This is a genomic window from Streptomyces flaveolus (assembly GCF_044765825.1).
Lineage (GTDB): Bacteria > Actinomycetota > Actinomycetes > Streptomycetales > Streptomycetaceae > Streptomyces > Streptomyces flaveolus.
Map to the genome: position 1 here is coordinate 11,186 of NZ_JBIWKU010000007.1, position 18,324 is coordinate 29,509.

Below are 18,324 nucleotides of genomic sequence, written 5' to 3' on the forward strand. Positions count from 1 at the left end.
CGGGTGCCGACGGCCCCTGCTCTCACCGACGGTGAAAGCCGGCAGCCCTCGGGCGGCCCGGTGAAGCTCTCAGGTCGAGATGACAGAGGGGGAGGCCGTCCGGGCACCCGTGCCGTGGTGCCCCTCGAAGGTCGTCAGACCAGGAGGCCTCCGCAATGACCGCCCCTCGCATTCCGCTCTCCGAGCTCGAACAGGCAGCACCCTTCGAGCAGCGCCACATCGGCCCCGACCACGAGGCCCAGGCCAAGATGCTCGCGCAGGTCGGCTACGGCTCGCTCGACGAGCTGACGGCCGCCGCGGTACCGGATGTGATCAAGAACGCCGACGCGCTGGACCTGCCGGGCGCCCGCTCCGAGGCCGAGGTACTGGCCGAGCTGCGCTCACTGGCCGACCGCAACCAGGTCCTCGACTCCATGATCGGCCTGGGCTACTACGGCACCTTCACCCCGCCGGTCATCCTGCGCAACGTCATGGAGAACCCGGCCTGGTACACCGCGTACACGCCGTACCAGCCGGAGATCTCCCAGGGCCGCCTGGAGGCCCTGCTGAACTTCCAGACCATGGTCGCCGACCTCACCGGCCTGCCGACCTCCGGCGCCTCGCTGCTCGACGAGGGCACGGCGGCCGCCGAGGCGATGGCCCTGTCCCGGCGCATGGGCAAGAACAAGAAGGGCCTGTTCCTGGTCGACGCGGACGCGCTGCCGCAGACCATCGCCGTGATCCGGACCCGCGCCGAGCCGACCGGCGTCGAGGTCGTCGTCGCCGACCTGAGCGACGGCATCCCGGCCGAGGTCGCCGAGCGGGAGATCAACGGCGTCCTGATCCAGTACCCGGGCGCCTCCGGTGCCGTCCGCGACATCAAACCGGTCATCGACCAGGCGCACGAACGCGGCGCGCTCGTCACCGTCGCCGCCGACCTGCTCGCCCTCACGCTGCTCACCTCGCCCGGCGAGCTGGGCGCGGACATCGCCGTCGGCACCACCCAGCGCTTCGGCGTGCCCATGGGCTTCGGCGGGCCGCACGCCGGCTACATGGCCGTGCACGAGAAGTTCGCGCGCAGCCTGCCCGGCCGCCTCGTGGGCGTCTCCGTGGACGCCGACGGCAACAAGGCCTACCGCCTCGCCCTGCAGACCCGCGAGCAGCACATCCGCCGCGAGAAGGCGACCAGCAACATCTGTACCGCGCAGGTGCTGCTCGCCGTCATGGCCGGCATGTACGCCGTGTACCACGGGCCGGACGGGCTGCGGGCCATCGCGCGCCGCACCCACCGGTACGCCTCGGTCACCGCCGCGGGCCTCGCGGCCGGCGGCGTCGAGATCGTCCACGGCGCCTACTTCGACACGGTCACCGCCCGGGTGCCCGGCCGGGCCGGGGAGATCGTGCACGCCGCCCGCGAGAACGGCATCAACCTGCGCCTCGTCGACGCCGACCACGTGTCGTTCGCCTGCGACGAGACCACCACGCGCGCCCAGGTCGGCGGCGTGTGGAACGCGTTCGGCGTCGAGGGCGAGGTCGAGGCCCTGGACGCGAGCGCCGAGGACGCGCTGCCCGACGCGCTGCTGCGCACGGACGACTTCCTGACCCACCCGGTCTTCCACGCGCACCGCTCCGAGACGGCGATGCTGCGCTACCTGCGCCGCCTCGCCGACCGCGACTACGCGCTGGACCGCGGCATGATCCCGCTGGGCTCCTGCACCATGAAGCTCAACGCGACCACCGAGATGGAGCCGGTCACCTGGTCCGAGTTCGGGCAGCTGCACCCCTTCGCGCCCGCCGAGCAGGCGCAGGGCTACCTCACGCTCATCCGTGAGCTGGAGGAGCGGCTCGCCGAGGTCACCGGGTACGACAAGGTGTCGCTCCAGCCGAACGCCGGGTCGCAGGGCGAGTTCGCCGGACTGCTCGCCGTCCGCGGCTACCACCGCGCCAACGGCGACGACCAGCGGACCGTCTGCCTCATCCCGTCCTCCGCGCACGGCACCAACGCCGCGAGCGCGGTCATGGCCGGCATGAAGGTCGTCGTCGTCAAGACCGCCGAGGACGGCGAGATCGACGTCGAGGACCTGCGCGCCAAGATCGAGAAACACCGCGACGAGCTGGCCGTGCTGATGATCACGTACCCCTCGACGCACGGCGTCTTCGAGGAGCACGTGGCCGACATCTGCGCCCAGGTGCACGACGCCGGCGGTCAGGTGTACGTGGACGGCGCCAACCTCAACGCCCTGGTCGGCCTCGCCAAGCCCGGTCACTTCGGCGGCGACGTCTCCCACCTCAACCTGCACAAGACGTTCTGCATCCCGCACGGCGGCGGCGGCCCCGGCGTCGGCCCGGTGGCCGTACGGTCGCACCTCGCGCCGTACCTGCCCAACCACCCGCTGCAGCCCGCGGCCGGTCCGAAGACCGGCGTCGGCCCGATCTCGGCGGCGCCGTGGGGCTCGGCCGGCATCCTGCCGATCTCGTGGTCGTACGTCCGGCTGATGGGCGGCGAGGGCCTCAAGCGCGCCACCCAGGTGGCCGTGCTGTCCGCCAACTACATCGCCAAGCGCCTGGAGCCGCACTTCCCGGTGCTGTACACCGGCCCGGCCGGGCTGGTCGCGCACGAGTGCATCGTCGACCTGCGTCCGCTGACCAAGGCGACCGGCGTGAGCGTGGACGACGTCGCCAAGCGGCTGATCGACTACGGCTTCCACGCGCCGACGATGTCCTTCCCGGTGGCCGGCACGCTGATGATCGAGCCGACCGAGTCCGAGGACCTGACCGAGCTGGACCGGTTCTGCGACGCGATGATCGCCATCCGCGCGGAGATCGAGAAGGTCGGCTCCGGCGCCTGGCCCGCCGAGGACAACCCGCTGCGCGGCGCCCCGCACACCGCCGGTGCGCTGGGCGGTGAGTGGGACCACGCGTACACGCGCGAGGAGGCCGTGTTCCCGGCCGGAGTGTCGGTGGCCGACAAGTACTGGCCCCCGGTGCGCCGCATCGACCAGGCCTTCGGCGACCGGAACCTCGTGTGCTCCTGCCCGCCGCTGGACGCCTACGAGGACTGAGCCGGTCCGCGGTGAAGGCCCCGCCTCCTTTCCGGGGGCGGGGCCTTCGCCCTTGTCACGCCGTGGCGAGCGCGACCTCGGTCGCCTTGATCAGGGCGACGACGTCGGAACCCACGAAGAGGCCCAGGTCCTCGGCCGCTTCCTTCGTGATCACCGCGGTGAGCTCGGTGTCCTCCATGGTGACGTGCACGGCCGCCATGGCCTCGCCGAGCACAAGGCGGGTGACCGTGCCGGGCAGCCGGTTGCGGATCGACAGGCCGTCGGTCCGGCCGGTGGCGAGGGAGACCTCCGTCGACTTCACCAGGGCGCGGACGGCCGCTCCGGCCCTCAGGCCGAGATCGTCGGCGGCCTCCCGGGTGATGGCCGCGGTGAGGTCCTGGCCCCCCGTCAGGCGGACCCTGACCGTCGCCATGGCCTCGCCCGGGGTGACGCCGGTGACGGTGCCGGGGAGCTGGTTGCGGATGCTCAGGCTCATGGAGGCACCGTAGCCCGGTGACGCCATCATGCCGGGTATGCGTGGGTCTGCGTCGCCTTGACCGTCGCCCACACCGGTGCGCCCGGGTGCAGGCCGAGTTCGGCCGCAGCGACCGTGGTGAGGTCGGCGGCGAGTGCGAGTTCACCGGTCAGGTCCACGCGGATCTGGTCGCCGTGGGTCTCCAGGCCCGCGACCTCGCACCGCCACAGGTTGCGCGCGCTGGAGCCGGCGGGGCGCTCCCCGTACAGGGTCACGGCGCCCGGGGGGAACGCCACGAAGACCGGTCCGGAGAGGTCCTCGGTCGTCGTGAGGGCCGGACCGGCGTCGAGCCGGACGGTGTGGCCCTCGGCCCGCCCCCGGTAGAGGTTCAGGCCGACCAACTGGGCGATGTAGTCGGTGCGGGGCCGGCGGGCGATGTCGGCGGGGCCGCCCTCCTGGACGATGGTGCCGTGCTCGACGACCACCAGACGGTCCGCCAGCACCATGGCGTCCAGCGGATCATGGGTGACCAGGACCGCGACGGCCTCGAAGTCGGCCAGGTGACGGCGGAGCTGGGCGCGCACCTCGAGCCGCGTCCGGGCGTCCAGCGCGGCGAGCGGCTCGTCCAGGAGCAGCAGCCGGGGGTTGGTCGCCAGGGCGCGGGCGAGGGCGACGCGCTGCGCCTGGCCACCGGAGAGGCGGCGCGGCTTGGCGCCCGCGTGCTCGGCCAGGCCCATGCGGTCCAGCCAGGCGGCGGCCAGGGCCCGGGCCTCGGCCTTGGTCGCGCCCCGGCAGCGCGGGCCGAAGGCCACGTTGTCGAGCGCGGTCAGGTGCGGGAAGAGCAGGTAGTCCTGGAAGACGACGCCGACCGGGCGGGACTCGGGCGGCGTACGGTCCAGTGCGACCCCGTCGAGACGCAGATGACCACCGGTGGGCGGCAGCAGGCCGGCCAGGGCGCGCAGCGCGGTGGTCTTGCCGGCGCCGTTGGGGCCGAGCAGGGCGACGACCTCGCCGGGCGCGGCGGCCAGCGACACGTCCAGGCGGAAGCCGCCGCGGTCCACGACGAGCCGCGCGTCGAGGCCGTCGCCGGGCGCGGTGCCCGTGGCCGCGGTGGTGGGCTCCGGTTCGTTCATGCCGCCCTCATCCACCGGTCCCGCAGACCGGCCAGTACGGCGATGGAGACGGCCAGCAGCACCAGGCTGAGGGCGATCGCCGCCGCCGGATCGTTCTGCAGCGCGAGGTAGACCGCGAGCGGCATGGTCTGGGTCCGCCCGGGGAAGTTGCCCGCGAACGTGATCGTCGCCCCGAACTCGCCCAGCGCCCGCGCCCACGCCAGGACGGAGCCCGCCGCGATGCCCGGCGCGATCAGCGGCAGCGTGACCCGGCGGAACGCGGTGAAGCGGGAGGCGCCCAGTGTCGTGGCGGCCTCCTCGTAGCGCGGGTCGGCGGCCCGCAGGGTGCCCTCCACGCTGATGACCAGGAACGGCATCGCCACGAACGTCTCCGCGAGGACGACGCCCGTCGTGGTGAACGGCAGTGTGATCCCGAACCACGCGTCCAGCCACTGCCCGATCACGCCGTTGCGGCCGAAGGCGAGCAGCAGCGCCACGCCGCCCACCACCGGGGGCAGCACCAGCGGCAGCGTCACCAGCGCGCGCACGAGGCCGCGGCCGGGGAAGTCCGTGCGGGCCAGCAGCCAGGCCAGCGGGACGCCGATCAGCAGGCTCAGCGCGGTCGCCGAGGTGGCGCACACCAGCGACAGCCGCAGGGCCTGCCACACCTCGGCGCTGGTCAGCTGATCGGGCAGGCTCCGCCAGGGGGCCCGCACCAGCAGGGCGATCAGCGGGAGCAGCAGGAACGCCAGGCCGACGAGGGCGGGCACCAGGAGGGGCACCGGCACGGTACGGGTGCCCCGGCGGGAACGCTCGCGGCGCGGCCCGCCCTCCACGGTGTCCGCCCCGGGCCCCGCGGACTTGGTCACGACCGGCCTCGTCACGGCGTGCGGAACCCGGCCCGGGTGAGCACCTTCTGACCCTCGGCGGACTTCACCAGCTCGATGAAGGCCTTGCCCGCGTCCGCGTTGGGCGCCTGCTTCAGCAGGGCGATCGGATAGTCGTTGACGGCCTTGGCCGACTCGGGGAAGTCCACGCCCTCCACCTTGTCACCGGCCGCCTGCACGTCGGTCTTGTAGACGACGGCGGCGTCGGCCTCCTTCAGCTCGACCTTTGTCAGGGCGCTCTTGACGTCCTGCTCGTACGAGGCGGGGGTGAGCTCGATGCCGCTCGCGTCCAGGGCCTTCTGCGCGGCGGCGCCGCACGGCACGGTCTTGTCGCAGAGCACGACCTTCAGGCCGGAGCGGGTGAGGTCCTGGAGGGAGGAGATCTTGTCGGGGTTGCCGGGCAGTGTGGCGATCTCCAACTGGTTGCGGACGAAGGTCGCCGGGGCGCCGGCCGCGTCCCCCGCGTCGGTCACCGTCGCCATCGTCCTGGGGCTGGCGGAGGCGAACACGTCCGCGGGCGCGCCGCCGGTGATGCTGGCCGCCAGGGTGTCGCTGCCGCCGAAGTTGAAGGTGACCCGGGTGCCCGGGTGCTCCTTCTCGAACGTCTTCCCGAGCGCGGTGAAGCTCTCCTTGAGCGAGGCGGCGGCGAACACGGTGACGGTGCCGGACACCTTCGTGGACGAGGACGAGGAGGAACCGGCGGCGTCGGAGCCGGAGTCCGAACCGGAGGACGAGGAGCAGGCGCTCAGGACCAGCAGCGCGGCGACTCCCGCGCCGGTCACCGGCAAGGTCCGGCGGATGCTGCGGGTCCTGCGCACGGAACGGGTCATCACGGGCCACTCCCTCTGTCACGGGGCGGGAGCCCGGCGGGCCCGGCGGCCGGGCGCACGTCGGACTCCCCGATGCGGGGATCATACTTCCGCATCTGCGAGGGATAAGTCTCCTGTCTCATCGCATGAGCAAGCCCATGTGATCGAAAGGCTTGCATGTGCGTTCGTACGGGCGCCCAGCCGCGGCTCACCGGGACGCGTCACGCCCTGTCGATATGGACATTCGTCGACTTCACGCGGGCGGTGGCCTCCATCCCGACCTCCAGGCCGAGTTCCTCGACCGCCTCGCGGGTCAGCAGGGAGACGAGCCGGTGCGGGCCGGCCTGGATCTCGACCTGGGCCGCGACGTCGCCGAGCTTGATCGCGGTCACGATCCCGGGGAAGGCGTTGCGCACCGACGTGTGAGGGGTGTCGTCGTCGGCGCCGCCCGACCGGGCCAGGTCGACCGAGAAGGCGGCCAGGTCCCGCCCGTCGACGAGCCGCCGTCCGCCCTCGTCGCGGTGTGTGGTGATCCGGCCCGCGTCGGCCCAGCGGCGGGCGGTGTCCGGGCTGACGCCGAGCAGCCGCGCCGCCTGGCCGATCGTGTAGGACTGCATGCCGGTCACGATAGGTGGCGGCGGCGGGCCGGTGCGCGCAGGGGGCCGCGCAGCCGCCCCGCTGGTGGGCGGCAGGTGGCGACGAACGTTCGCGATGACAGCCGAATGTTTCGGCCATCGCCCAGGCTCCTGACGCTCGTGCGATCCCCTCAAGTGGGGCCGATCGCAGATTCCTTCGGTACAAGGGCTTGCCACCGTTTATGGGCTGTCTCTAGGGTGCGGCAACAACGCAGCTTTCTGAATTCCTTCCGAAACTTTCGGAATTACTCGAGGAGCGCAAGATGGGCGACCCGGCACTGTCCCGCCGCGGCTTCATGGCGGCCTCCGCCGCGGCCGGTCTGGGAATGACGGCACTGAGCGGCTGTGGCGGCGACTCCGAGGGAGGTTCGTCGGGAACGACCACGATCGAGTGGTGGAACATCTCCACCACCCAGCCGACCAAGGACGTCTGGGCAGCGCTCGCGAAGCAGTTCGAGGCGCAGAACCCCAAGGTCAAGGTGAAGATCGTCCAGCTGGAGAACGACGCCTACAAGTCCAAGATGACGGCGCTCACCGCCTCCGGGAAGCTCCCCGACATCTTCCACACCTGGGGCGGCGGCGTCCTCAAGCAGCAGGTCGAGGCCGGTCTCGTCGAGGACCTCACGGACCGGACGAAGGAGTGGGGCGACGCCCTGCTGCCGGTCGCCAAGGAGCCGTACCTCATCGACGACAAGGTGTACGGCATCCCGTTCGACATCGGCATGGTCGGCTTCTGGTACAACAAGGCGCACTTCAAGACGGCGGGCATCGCCGCGCCGCCGACCACCTGGAGCGGCTTCCTCGACGCCGTGCGCGCGCTGAAGGCCGCGAAGATCACACCCATCGCCCTGGCCGGCAAGGAGAAGTGGCCCGGGATGTACTACTGGGCGTACCTGGCGATGCGTACCGCCGGAGCCGGTGCCATGGAGAAGGCCAACGACGACAAGGACTTCACCGGGGACGAGTTCGTCCAGGCCGGGCAGCACCTGCAGGAGCTGGTGGACCTCCAGCCGTTCCAGAAGGGCTTCCTCGGGGCCGCCTACTCCACCCCCAGCGGTCAGGCCGCGGCCGTCGGCAACGGCAAGGCCGCGATGGAACTGATGGGCCAGTGGGCCCCGGTGGTGGAGGCCGACTCGGGCAAGGGCCTCGGGAAGGACCTCGGCTTCTTCCCGTTCCCGGCCGTCGAGGGCGGCAAGGGCACGATCACCGAGGTGTTCGGCGGCGGCGGCGCACACGCGCTGCGCCAGGGCGCCCCGCAGGCCGCCGTCGACTTCCTGAAGTTCTTCGCCTCGGCCGCCACCGACCGTGAACTGGTCAAGAAGACCGGTGTCCTCCCGGTGGTCCCGGCCGCCGAGGACGCCCTGGCCGACCCCAACCTCCAGGCCGTGCAGAAGCAGCTCAAGGAAACCACCGGCTTCCAGCTCTACCTCGACCAGGCCTACGCGCCCGCCCTCGGCCAGGAGATCAACGACAGCGTCGCCGCGCTCGTCGCCGGCTCCAAGTCGCCGCAACAGGTCGCCGAGTCGATCACGAAGACCGCGAAGGAAGAGCAGTAGGCCCCGATGACCTCCACGTTCCTGCCGGACAAGCGGACCGGCCCCGACGCCGACCGCCCGCCCCCGCCCGCCGACGCGGGCCGGGGCCGGGCCCGGCGCCGTACGTACCACTGGCTCACCGCGGTCGGCTTCCAGGTGCCCGCGCTGGTGCTGTTCATCGTCCTGGTGCTGCTGCCCATCCTGTTCGCCCTGTACGCCGCCTTCTTCCGCTGGGGCGGCTTCGGGATGCCCTCGGAGTACATCGGCACCGAGAACTTCACCCGCGCGTTCGACGACCCGGTCTTCCTCGGCGACCTGTGGCGCTGCCTGCTCCTGGTCGTGCTCTCCCTCGTGCTGCAACTGCCGTTCGCTCTCGCCATGGCGGTGCTGCTGAACCAGAGGATGCGCGGCCGGGCCGTGTACCGGATGCTCTTCTTCGCACCGTACGTGCTCTCCGAGGCCATCACCGGCGTGCTGTTCGCCATGATCTTCGCTCCCGGCGACGGCCTCGCCGACCACATCCTGGGCGGCATCGGCCTGGAAGGGCTCGGCGGGGAGTGGTTCGCCGACCCGTCGATGGTCATGGCGACCCTCTTCCTGGCGATGACCTGGAAGTACTTCGGCTTCCACATGATGCTCTACCTGGCCGGGCTCCAGTCGATCCCCAAGGAGCTGAACGAGGCGGCGCTCATCGACGGCGCGAACGCCTGGCAGCGCTTCCGCGGCGTGACCCTGCCGCTGCTCGCACCCACCCTGCGCATCAGCGTCTTCCTGTCGGTCATCGGCGCGATCCAGCTGTTCGACCTGGTCTGGGTGATCACCCAGGGCGGCCCCGACCACCATTCCGAGACCATGGCCGTGACCATGTTCCAGTTCGGCTTCAAGCGCTACCAGGTCGGCTACGCCAGCGCGATCAGCGTGGTCATGTTCGGCATCAGCCTCGTCTTCGCCCTCGCCTACCAGCGGTTCGTGCTCCGGCGCGACCTGGAGGGAGCCACCACGACCATGCGAGGAGGCGGGAAGTGACCGTGCGTTCCAAGTCCCGTGCGAGGCGGGTCCTTCCCGTGCACGCCGTCCTGATCGTCGTCGGCGCCGTGATGGCCGTACCGCTGCTGTACGCGGTGCTGTCCGGCTTCAAGTCCACCGATCAGCTCTCCAGCAACCCCGTCGGGCTGCCCGACCCGTGGGTGACCTCCAACTACACCGACATCCTGGCGTCGGGCTCCTTCTGGCGGCTGGTCGGCAGCAGCACGCTGATCGCGGTGGCGACGACCGTCCTCGTGGTCGTGGTGTCCGCGCTGGCCGCCTTCTCCTTCGCCCGGTTCGCCTTCCGCGGGCGGGAGTTGCTGTTCACCCTGTTCACCATGGGGCTGATGTTCCCCTTCGCGGTCGCCGCCCTGCCGCTGTTCCTGCTGCTGCGCTCCCTGGGCCTGCTGGACAACCCGCTGGGCGTCATCCTGCCGCAGGCGGCCTTCGGGCTGCCGATGACGATCATCATCCTGCGCGGCTTCTTCCGGGAGATCCCCGGGGAGCTGGAGGAAGCGGCCACGCTCGACGGCTGCGGTCCGTTCGGCTTCTTCTGGCGGGTGCTGCTGCCCATGGCCCGGCCCGCGCTCGGCACCGTCTCGGTCCTGGCGGTGGTCACCAGCTGGAACAACTTCTTCCTGCCGCTGCTGGTGTTCACCGACTCCACGTGGTGGACGATCCCGATCGGCGTCCAGCAGTTCCAGGGGCAGTACTCGGCCGACACGGCCCGTGTCTTCGCCTACCTGGTCCTGGCGATGGTGCCGGCCCTCGCCTTCTACTCCGTCGCCGAGCGCCAGCTCGTCGGCGGCCTGACCGCGGGCGCCACGAAGGGATGACACGCGCCGCGGACGCAAACGCGTCACACCCGCACCCGAACGTGAGGAGTCGCAGCATGCGTACGTCCCGTACGACCATCCGCTCCCGTACCCGGCTCAGACTCGCCGGCGCCCTGGCCGTCGCGCTGGTCGCGGCCGGCGTCGCCACCGGGCCCGCGGCCAGTGCCGGTGAGGAGCGGCACGGCAAGGACCGCGGTACCCTCGCCGACCTGGCCCAGCGGCACGGCCGGTACTTCGGCAGCGCCACCGACAACCCCGAGCTCACCGACGGCCCCTACACCGCGCTGCTGGGCCGCGAGTTCGACCAGATCACGCCCGGCAACGGGATGAAGTGGTACGCCACCGAGCCGCAGCAGGGCGTCTTCGACTGGTCGGCGGGCGACGAGATCGTCGACCTCGCCCGCGCCGGCCATCAGAAGGTGCGCGGCCACACCCTGGTCTGGCACAGCCAGCTGCCGGGCTGGATCACGGACCGCGACTGGACGGTCGACGAGCTCAGGGCCGTACTGAAGAAGCACATCCAGGCCGAGGTACGGCACTACCGGGGCAAGGTCTTCGCCTGGGACGTGGTCAACGAGGCCTTCAACGAGGACGGCACCTACCGGGAGACCGTCTTCTACAAGACACTCGGCCCCGGCTACATCGCCGACGCGCTGCGCTGGGCCCACCAGGCCGACCCGCACGTCAAGCTCTACCTGAACGACTACAACATCGAGGCCGTCGGCCCGAAGAGCGACGCCTACCTGCGTCTCGCGAAGGAGCTGAGGGCCGAGGGCGTGCCGCTGCACGGGATCGGTCTGCAGACCCACCTGGCCCTGCAGTACGGCTATCCGACGAGCTTGGAGGAGAACCTCCGCCGCTTCGCGCGGCTGGGCCTGGACACCGCCCTGACCGAGGTCGACATCCGCATGGAAATCCCCGCGGACGAGACGAAGCTCGCCACGCAGGCCGACTGGTACCGGCAGCTCACCGAGGACTGCCTGGCCGTGCGGCGGTGCGTGGGCATCACGCTGTGGGACTACACGGACAAGTACTCGTGGATCCCGGCGTTCTTCGAGGGCGAGGGGGCGGCCCTGCCCTGGGACGAGGACCTGCGTCCGAAGCCGGCGTACTACGCGATCAGGGAGGCACTCGGCGGGAGGTGAGCGGTCCGTACGCGTCGGGGCCGGCCCGCGGATGCTCCCGCGGCCGGCCCCGGAGTGCCGGGCGGAGCGGCGCCCTGCCGCCCGGCGGGTGCTCAGGCGGCGGTCATCAGCCCGGTGCCGAGCGGACGGTGCGGAGCGATGACCCGGCCGTCCGGCAGAAGCTCACCGGTGTCCTCGAAGAGGACGACGCCGTTGCACAGCAGGCTCCACCCCTGTTCCGGGTGGTGCGCCACGAGACGGGCGGATTCCCGGTCGGCGGAGTCGGCTGGAGGACACGGTGGCTGGTGCTGACACATGAGTGGGGTCTCTCGGTCCGTCGTGATGGATGAGTGCGCTGTCTGGTCTGTCCCGCGGCGTGAAACGTCGTCCATGGCCGCCCCCCGTTTGATAGGTCGGTCCGAACCCAGTGTTGCCCCACGGGCGCCGATCCGCAGGTATTTCGCAGCACCGCTTCTCACGGGTTGGAGACGCGTCACCCACGCGGACGGTTCATCGCAACGGCACTGTCACTTCGGATGATTCCGCATGGCCGGATGGGACTAGTCCGCCCGGCACGGCCCGGGCGGACGAGCGGGTCAGGCGGGGGAGCGCAGCAGCCGCGTCGGCGTCGCCCGGTGGGTCAGGAGAGGGAGCAACTCGGCCACCCGGTGCGGCCGGTGGGCCGCGATACCGGGCGGTGCCGGCGCGAGCGGCACCAGCAGGTCGGAGCCGGCGGGGTACCCCTCGGCCGGGTCAGCGGCGCAGTCGCCGTGCAGCCACAGCGTGAGCATGTAGAGGCCGGGCACCGACAGGAGACGCGGCTGGTAGGGCTGCGGCAGCGTCTCCGCCTGGCGCAGTGCCCGTTCGGTCGAGGCGATGTAGGGGCCCTCGAAGAAGCGGGAGAAGGCCCACCCGTCCGGGGTCGGCATGGTCTCCGCGGCCGCCACGGCCCGGTCGCCGGAGCGGATCAGGAACCGCCAGCCCGTCAGCCGGGTGGCCGTCACGCCCTCGGCGGACACCCCGTCCAGGACGTGCACGGGCAGGGGCAGTTCGGGGGTGGTCGGCCCCTGGGCGCCGAGCAGGGACGGGGTCCGGGCCTCGCGGACCGCGGTGGGAGACGAGAGAGCGGTCAGGACGGAGCGCAGGGCGGGCGCGGGAGCCGGGGGGACATGCAGCGGCATGGTGGGTCGCCTCTCATTCGAAGGCACGGTGGCGCGAGGGCGGTGCGTGACAGGGCGGGGTGGGGCATGCGGGGCGGACGACGCTGTCAGCTCACGGGGTGGAGAGGCAGGGGCCGGGGTCCGAGAACCGAGAAGTGGAGTGAGGCCTGCCGTGCGTCAGCTCGGCGGCAGGATCCATCGACCGTGGACGCCGGTCTTCTGCCTTGTTCGCGGAGTTTATACGACATGTGTTCAGACTGTGTTTCCTCTAGCTGTCCGCGGCAAGCAGAACAAGGGCACATTCGGACGTTGAAATGCGGTAATCCTCCGGATTTCGTACCCGGAGCACGGCGCTGACCTCGGGGAATCCTCACCGAGCGGTCGGCCAATTCTCGTCGGCGTTTTTCACGAGTTGCCGGGCCCCGAAACTGCGGGGTGCGCCATGCCCGGTGAATGTGCCACCGGTCACATCGGTTCAGCGTAGCGGGTGCCGGGGCCGCGCGGGGACGTTATCGATCGCTTCGGCTGGGCATCATCCCACCTGACCGGCACACCGGCGGCCGGATCTTCAACCCACCGCTCCGAGAAGGGACTCTTCCATGGGGGAGAAGGTCGTGGCAGGTCAGTTCGACCTGTCCGATCGCCAGCGCTACCGCGACAAGCTCCAGCGGTGCCTGACGGGCCTGGAGCGACTGCTGGCGGAGAAGCGGTTCGACCGTCCGAAGAACCTGATGGGGCTGGAGATCGAATTGAATCTCGTCGGCGCCGACGGGATGCCGAAAATGTTGAATGCGCAAGTCCTCGAGCGCATCGCGAGCCGCGACTTCCAAACAGAACTCGCCATGTTCAACCTGGAAGTCAACATCGCACCACACCGATTGGGCGGCCGGGTATTCGACCGGCTCGCCGAGGAGATCCGCACGTCACTGGCCTATGCGGACCGGAAGGCCGGCGAGGTCGACGCGGGAATCGCGATGATCGGAATTCTGCCGACCCTCGACCGGGACGACCTGGTCTCGTCCAACCTCTCGGCCGTCGACCGCTACGCGCTGCTCAACGAACAGATCGTGGCGGCCCGCGGCGAGGACTTCACGCTGGACATCGAGGGCGTCGAGCGCCTCACCTGCACGTCCAAGTCCATCGCCCCGGAGGCCGCCTGCACCTCGGTGCAGCTGCACCTCCAGGTCACCCCGGACCGCTTCGCCGACGTGTGGAACGCGGCCCAGGCGGTCACCGCCGCACAGATCGCCCTCGGCGCCAACGCGCCCTTCCTGTTCGGCCGCGAGCTGTGGCGCGAGTCGCGGCCCCCGCTGTTCCAGCAGTCCACCGACACCCGCCCGCCCGAGCTCCAGGCCCAGGGGGTGCGTCCCCGAACCTGGTTCGGAGAACGGTGGGTGACCTCGGCGTACGACCTGTTCGAGGAGAACCGGCGCTACTTCCCGGCACTGCTGCCGATCTGCGACGACGAGGACCCGCTGGAGGTCCTGGACGCGGGCGGCGTGCCCAAGCTCGCGGAACTCGTCCTGCACAACGGCACGGTCTACCGCTGGAACCGCCCCGTCTACGACATCGCCGACGGCGTCCCGCACCTGCGGGTGGAGAACCGCGTCCTGCCCGCCGGCCCCACCGTCACCGACGTCATCGCCAACGCGGCCTTCTACTACGGCGTCGTCCGCGCGCTCGCCGAGGAGCCCCGGCCGGTGTGGACCCGGCTGCCGTTCGAGGCCGCCGCCGCCAACTTCGAGGCCGCGTGCCGCCACGGCATCGACGCCCGCTTCGAGTGGCCCAGGCGCGGCAGGCTCGGCGGCACCACCGAGGTCGACGCCGCCGTCCTCGTACGCGACGAACTGCTGCCGCTCGCCGAGGCCGGGCTGGACGCGTGGGGCGTGGAGCCCGCCGACCGGGACCTGTACCTCGGGGTGATCGAGGAGCGGTGCCGGCGCCGGGTCAACGGCGCGTCCTGGCAGGCGGCCACGTTCCACCGGGCGCTGGAGGCGGGTCTGTCCCGGGACGCGGCGCTGGCCGCGACGACCAGGCGCTACGTCGAGCTCATGCACCAGGGCGACCCCGTGCACCTGTGGCCGGTGGGCCTGCCGGAGCCGGCGCCGCTGGGCTGACCCTCACCGGGGCCCGCCCCCGCCGCGCGCCGCCTCATACTGATCGGGCAAGCTGTGACGTCCCAGCTGGAGGCAGGTGTGCATGGCGGAGGCGGGCCCGGTGGACGATGCGTTCCCTCAGCAGCCACTCGACGAGGAACCCCCTCGCGAGGGGCGGCTCTCGCGGCGGATCCTGCGTGACGAGACGCTGCTCGTCCTGGCGCTCTCGCTCGGCGCGAGCGGGGTCTCCGCCCTCATCAGCTTCATCGGCTCGCTCACCCGGCCCGGCGGTCTCAAGGACCAGGCGGCCACCCTCAACGCCTCGGCGGCGCCCGGCCGCCCCTGGCTGGACCTGGCCTGGCAGCTCTTCGGGATCACCACCGCCCTGGTCCCGGTCGCCCTGGTCGCGCACTTCCTGCTGCGCGAGGGCCGCAGCCTGCGCACCCTCGGCTTCGACCGCACCCGCCCGTGGCCGGATCTGGCTCGCGGGGCCGCCGTCGCCGCCGTCATCGGCAGTACCGGCATCGCGTTCTACCTGGCCGCCCGGGGGCTCGGCTTCAACCTGACCGTGGTGCCCGAGGCGCTGCCCGAGGTGTGGTGGAAGTACCCCGTGCTCATCCTCTCGGCGGTGCAGAACTCCGTCCTGGAGGAGGTCGTCGTCGTCGGCTATCTGCTGCGCCGGCTCGACCAGCTGGGCTGGAGCCGGGGCGCCTCGATGGCGGCGAGTTCGGTGCTGCGCGGGTCGTACCACCTCTACCAGGGCATCGGCGGCTTCGTCGGCAACATGGTGATGGGCGTGGTGTTCGTGTACCTGTACCGCCGCTGGGGCCGGGTGGGTCCGCTGGTGGTGGCGCACTCGCTGCTCGACATCGGGGCCTTCGTGGGCTACGCGCTGCTGGCCGGGAAGGTCGACTGGCTGCCGACGGCGTGACGGGGACCGGGGAGCCTCCCGCGCCCCCGCCACGCGGGTCCTAGGCCAGCAGCTCCCCCTCGATCACCGTCACCGCGCGTCCGCTCAGCAGCGTGCGGTCGCCGCGCACCTCCGTACGGACGCGGCCGGAGCGGGGCGAGGCCTGCAGGCCGGTGAGGACGGGGCTGCCCAGGCGCTCGGCCCAGTAGGGCGCGAGCGCCGTGTGGGCGCTGCCGGTGACCGGGTCCTCGTCGATGCCGACGTTCGGGAAGAAACAGCGGGAGACGTAGTCGTAGCCGCGGGCGGGGTCCTCCGCGCGGGCCGTGGCGATGATGCCGCGCCGGGAGTGGGCGGCCAGGGACTTGTGGTCCGGGGCCAGTCCCCGGACGGTTTTCTCGTCGGCGACCTCCACCAGCAGGTCACCCACGTCCGGACCGGTGTCGAGGGCCGCGTGCGGCTGTGCGCCCAGCGCTTCGGCGACGCCCTCGGGGACCTCGACCGGCGTGAGCGGTGCGGTCGGGAAGTCGAGGGTGATCGAGCCGTCCTCGCGGGGCGTGGCGATCAGGACACCGCTGCGGGTGGCGAACCGCACCGGCCCCTCGTGGGTCCCCGTGGTGTGCAGGACGTGGGCCGTGGCGAGGGTCGCGTGGCCGCACATCGCGACCTCGGTGGCGGGCGTGAACCAGCGCAGCGCCCAGTCGGCCTCGCCGCCCGCGGGCAGCGGGTGGGCGAACGCGGTCTCGGCGTGGTTGACCTCCAGGGCGACCTTCTGGAGCCGGTCGTCGTCCGGGAAGGCGTCGAGGAGGAGTACCCCGGCGGGGTTGCCGGCGAAGGGCCGGTCGGTGAAGGCGTCGACGATTCGGATGCGCATGCCCCTGACGCTAGGTGCCCGGCCGAGCAGCGGGCCAAGGCCAATTCGGGAGTTCTGGCCCGACTTCCGGTGCGTCGGGCTGTCGGCAGGGGCTTGTCGACCGACAGCTTCCGATATATCGTTGAAGCATCGCGACAGATCAACGACTGAATGGAGTGATGGCGATGCGTACCCACGGATACGAGCGTGGACACGGTGGACACGGGCGCGGCGGGGGCGGTCCCTTCGGCCACGGCGGCTTCGAAGGCCGGCGCTCGGCGTTCGGGCCCTTCGGGCCCGGCGGCCCGGGCGGACCCGGCGGTCCCTTCGGACCGGGCTTCGGTCCCGGCCCGTGGGGTGGCCGAGGGCGGGGCGGACCCAGGGGGAGGGCGCGGCGCGGCGACGTACGGGCATCGATCCTCGCCCTGCTCAAGGAGCGTCCGATGCACGGCTACGAGATGATCCAGGAGATCGCCGAGCGCAGCGGCGGGGCGTGGAAGCCCAGCCCCGGTTCGGTGTACCCCACCCTCCAGCTGCTGGAGGACGAGGGCCTGATCGTCAGCGAGAGCGAGGGCGGCAAGAAGCTCTTCTCGCTCACCGAGGCGGGCCGCACCGCGGCCGAGGAGGGCCCCGAGGCGCCCTGGGAGGAGGCCTCCCGCGGCGTCGACTGGGAGGCGCTGAACGACATCCGGCAGGCCGGCTTCGGTCTGATGGAGGCCTTCGGCCAGGTCTGGAAGACCGGCAGCAAGGAGCAGCGGGAGAAGGCGCTCGCCGTCATCGGCGACGCCCGCAAGAAGCTGTACCTGATCCTCGCCGACGAGGACTGACCGGTACGGCACGGCCGGGCGCCCCGCGGAGTGATCCGCGGGGCGCCCCCGTGCCCGTGCCGACGCGTCGCGTTCGGTCCATCCGCCGTATCACCGCCGCGTCCGCGGGGGCGTACACCCGGTGCACGTACTGCCGGCCGTCGACCGCCGGCAGCCCCACCAGCCGGCACTCGCACCTGCTCCTCATGCCCCTGTCGGCCCCCCGACGGCACGCTGGGGTTGTACCCGCGCACGTGTCGCAAGGCGGCGCGCGCCCGCAGGGGAGGAACGGCGTGATCTCATCCGTAAGGAGGAGATTCCGGCTCGCCGGGTCCACTCTGTGTGGGACGCGGAAATGCTCCCCTTCGGGGATGCCCCGCGTCGCAGGGGCTGATGTGCTGGGTGATGTGCAACCCCGTATCCCCCGGCAGTCGGCCGGTGAGCAAGGCGACCGGCGCCCGGACGGTGTCGACGCCGACACCCGGTTCAGCGCGGAACTGGCGCCGGTGGTCTCCGGTGCCCGCCGCAGAGCGGTGCGGGACGGGGACCGGCAGATCGACACGGCCCACCTGCTGCACTCGCTCCTGGAGTACGACCCGAAGGCGCGGGCCGTTCTCGGTGAGGGGCCGCCGCTCGCCCGCCTGCTCGGCTACCTCGTGCAGCGCAGCATCGGATACGGCCTGCGCTGGCAGAGCACCGTCGAGGACTCCGGCGCCGTGCCCGTGGTGGGCGGGGCCGCCGGGTTCTCGCCGCTGGCCGCGGCGGCCATGGAGGACGCCCGCGCCCGTGCCGCCCGGCGGGGAGCGGCCGAGGCGTGCGGCATCGACCTGCTCGCCGCCCTCGTCGCGGATCCGCAGGCCCGGGCCGTGGAGGTGCTCGGCCGTGCCGCCGTCGATCCCCGCGCGGTCCTCGCCCGGGTGGACAACCACGTCGAGCCGACGCCCTGACCCCGCGCACTGACCCGGGCCCTGACCCGCACCCCGGTCCCGCGGCCGGCCTCGCGCCGCATGTCCAGCCGGTGAGACAGGTGTCATCGGGGGTGA

The 18,324-nt window shown here is 71.8% G+C and carries 17 protein-coding genes; 9 read left to right on the forward strand and 8 right to left on the reverse strand.

Annotation, left to right across the window (positions count from 1 at the left end; all coding sequences use genetic code 11):
• Positions 1-155: 155 nt before the first annotated feature.
• Positions 156-3,041, forward strand: a complete 2,886-nt coding sequence (gcvP, locus tag ACIRG6_RS21645) for an aminomethyl-transferring glycine dehydrogenase (protein WP_364685069.1) — start codon at positions 156-158, stop codon at positions 3,039-3,041.
• 55 nt (positions 3,042-3,096) lie between these two features.
• Here gcvP and ACIRG6_RS21650 read toward each other — a convergent pair whose 3' ends face one another.
• From ACIRG6_RS21650 to ACIRG6_RS21670, 5 genes are all read right to left on the reverse strand, one after another.
• Positions 3,097-3,516 (reverse strand): TOBE domain-containing protein, encoded by a 420-nt coding sequence (locus ACIRG6_RS21650; RefSeq protein ID WP_364685071.1) that lies wholly within the window; start codon positions 3,514-3,516, stop codon positions 3,097-3,099.
• A gap of 26 nt (positions 3,517-3,542) precedes the next feature.
• Entirely contained in the window at positions 3,543-4,628 is a 1,086-nt protein-coding gene (locus tag ACIRG6_RS21655; protein ID WP_403324109.1) for an ABC transporter ATP-binding protein, read from the reverse strand.
• The gene (gene modB / locus ACIRG6_RS21660; RefSeq protein WP_364685106.1) at positions 4,625-5,443 is read right to left on the reverse strand and encodes a molybdate ABC transporter permease subunit; all 819 of its coding nucleotides are present in this window, start codon (positions 5,441-5,443) and stop codon (positions 4,625-4,627) included. Before modB ends, ACIRG6_RS21655 begins: the two co-directional genes overlap by 4 nt.
• A 44-nt stretch (positions 5,444-5,487) precedes the next feature.
• Entirely contained in the window at positions 5,488-6,324 is an 837-nt protein-coding gene (gene modA, locus ACIRG6_RS21665) for a molybdate ABC transporter substrate-binding protein (protein WP_364685075.1), read from the reverse strand.
• A 200-nt stretch (positions 6,325-6,524) separates the two neighbouring features.
• Complete coding sequence (locus ACIRG6_RS21670) at positions 6,525-6,920, reverse strand: TOBE domain-containing protein (protein WP_318217666.1); 396 nt, start codon at positions 6,918-6,920, stop codon at positions 6,525-6,527.
• Positions 6,921-7,201: 281 nt separating this feature from the next.
• Between ACIRG6_RS21670 and ACIRG6_RS21675 the strand changes: the two genes are divergently transcribed.
• From ACIRG6_RS21675 to ACIRG6_RS21690, 4 genes are read left to right on the forward strand one after another with little or no spacing between them, the layout of a single operon-like run.
• Complete coding sequence (locus ACIRG6_RS21675) at positions 7,202-8,494, forward strand: extracellular solute-binding protein (protein ID WP_403324111.1); 1,293 nt, start codon at positions 7,202-7,204, stop codon at positions 8,492-8,494.
• A gap of 6 nt (positions 8,495-8,500) precedes the next feature.
• Positions 8,501-9,499, forward strand: a complete 999-nt coding sequence (locus tag ACIRG6_RS21680) for a carbohydrate ABC transporter permease (protein WP_225634915.1) — start codon at positions 8,501-8,503, stop codon at positions 9,497-9,499.
• Positions 9,496-10,335 (forward strand): carbohydrate ABC transporter permease, encoded by an 840-nt coding sequence (locus ACIRG6_RS21685; RefSeq protein ID WP_318217663.1) that lies wholly within the window; start codon positions 9,496-9,498, stop codon positions 10,333-10,335. The genes ACIRG6_RS21680 and ACIRG6_RS21685 overlap by 4 nt, the downstream gene beginning before the upstream one ends.
• 56 nt (positions 10,336-10,391) lie before the next feature.
• Positions 10,392-11,480, forward strand: a complete 1,089-nt coding sequence (locus ACIRG6_RS21690) for an endo-1,4-beta-xylanase (protein ID WP_403324113.1) — start codon at positions 10,392-10,394, stop codon at positions 11,478-11,480.
• A gap of 92 nt (positions 11,481-11,572) precedes the next feature.
• On the opposite strand, the gene ACIRG6_RS21695 is transcribed toward ACIRG6_RS21690, so the two are convergent.
• Together ACIRG6_RS21695 and ACIRG6_RS21700 are read right to left on the reverse strand one after the other, a co-directional pair.
• Positions 11,573-11,776: a DUF5999 family protein gene (locus tag ACIRG6_RS21695; RefSeq protein ID WP_225634918.1), complete on the reverse strand. Its 204-nt coding sequence runs from the start codon at positions 11,774-11,776 to the stop codon at positions 11,573-11,575.
• A gap of 279 nt (positions 11,777-12,055) precedes the next feature.
• The gene (locus ACIRG6_RS21700; RefSeq protein ID WP_364685081.1) at positions 12,056-12,640 is read right to left on the reverse strand and encodes a hypothetical protein; all 585 of its coding nucleotides are present in this window, start codon (positions 12,638-12,640) and stop codon (positions 12,056-12,058) included.
• Between the two features lie 578 nt (positions 12,641-13,218).
• Between ACIRG6_RS21700 and ACIRG6_RS21705 the strand changes: the two genes are divergently transcribed.
• Together ACIRG6_RS21705 and ACIRG6_RS21710 are read left to right on the forward strand one after the other, a co-directional pair.
• Positions 13,219-14,736, forward strand: a complete 1,518-nt coding sequence (locus ACIRG6_RS21705) for a glutamate-cysteine ligase family protein (RefSeq protein ID WP_239770196.1) — start codon at positions 13,219-13,221, stop codon at positions 14,734-14,736.
• Positions 14,737-14,818: 82 nt separating this feature from the next.
• Positions 14,819-15,646, forward strand: a complete 828-nt coding sequence (locus ACIRG6_RS21710; protein ID WP_364685085.1) for a CPBP family intramembrane glutamic endopeptidase — start codon at positions 14,819-14,821, stop codon at positions 15,644-15,646.
• A gap of 40 nt (positions 15,647-15,686) precedes the next feature.
• Here the strand turns inward: ACIRG6_RS21710 and ACIRG6_RS21715 are convergent, their stop codons facing one another.
• Positions 15,687-16,496 carry a PhzF family phenazine biosynthesis protein gene (locus ACIRG6_RS21715; protein WP_403324115.1) on the reverse strand — a complete coding sequence of 270 codons (810 nt, stop codon included), beginning with the start codon at positions 16,494-16,496 and terminating at the stop codon, positions 15,687-15,689.
• Between the two features lie 164 nt (positions 16,497-16,660).
• Here ACIRG6_RS21715 and ACIRG6_RS21720 point away from each other — a divergent pair, with 164 nt between their 5' ends.
• Both ACIRG6_RS21720 and ACIRG6_RS21725 read left to right on the forward strand, forming a co-directional pair.
• The gene (locus ACIRG6_RS21720; protein ID WP_364685089.1) at positions 16,661-17,302 is read left to right on the forward strand and encodes a PadR family transcriptional regulator; all 642 of its coding nucleotides are present in this window, start codon (positions 16,661-16,663) and stop codon (positions 17,300-17,302) included.
• Between the two features lie 386 nt (positions 17,303-17,688).
• The gene (locus tag ACIRG6_RS21725) at positions 17,689-18,228 is read left to right on the forward strand and encodes a Clp protease N-terminal domain-containing protein (protein WP_364685091.1); all 540 of its coding nucleotides are present in this window, start codon (positions 17,689-17,691) and stop codon (positions 18,226-18,228) included.
• Positions 18,229-18,324: the final 96 nt, after the last annotated feature.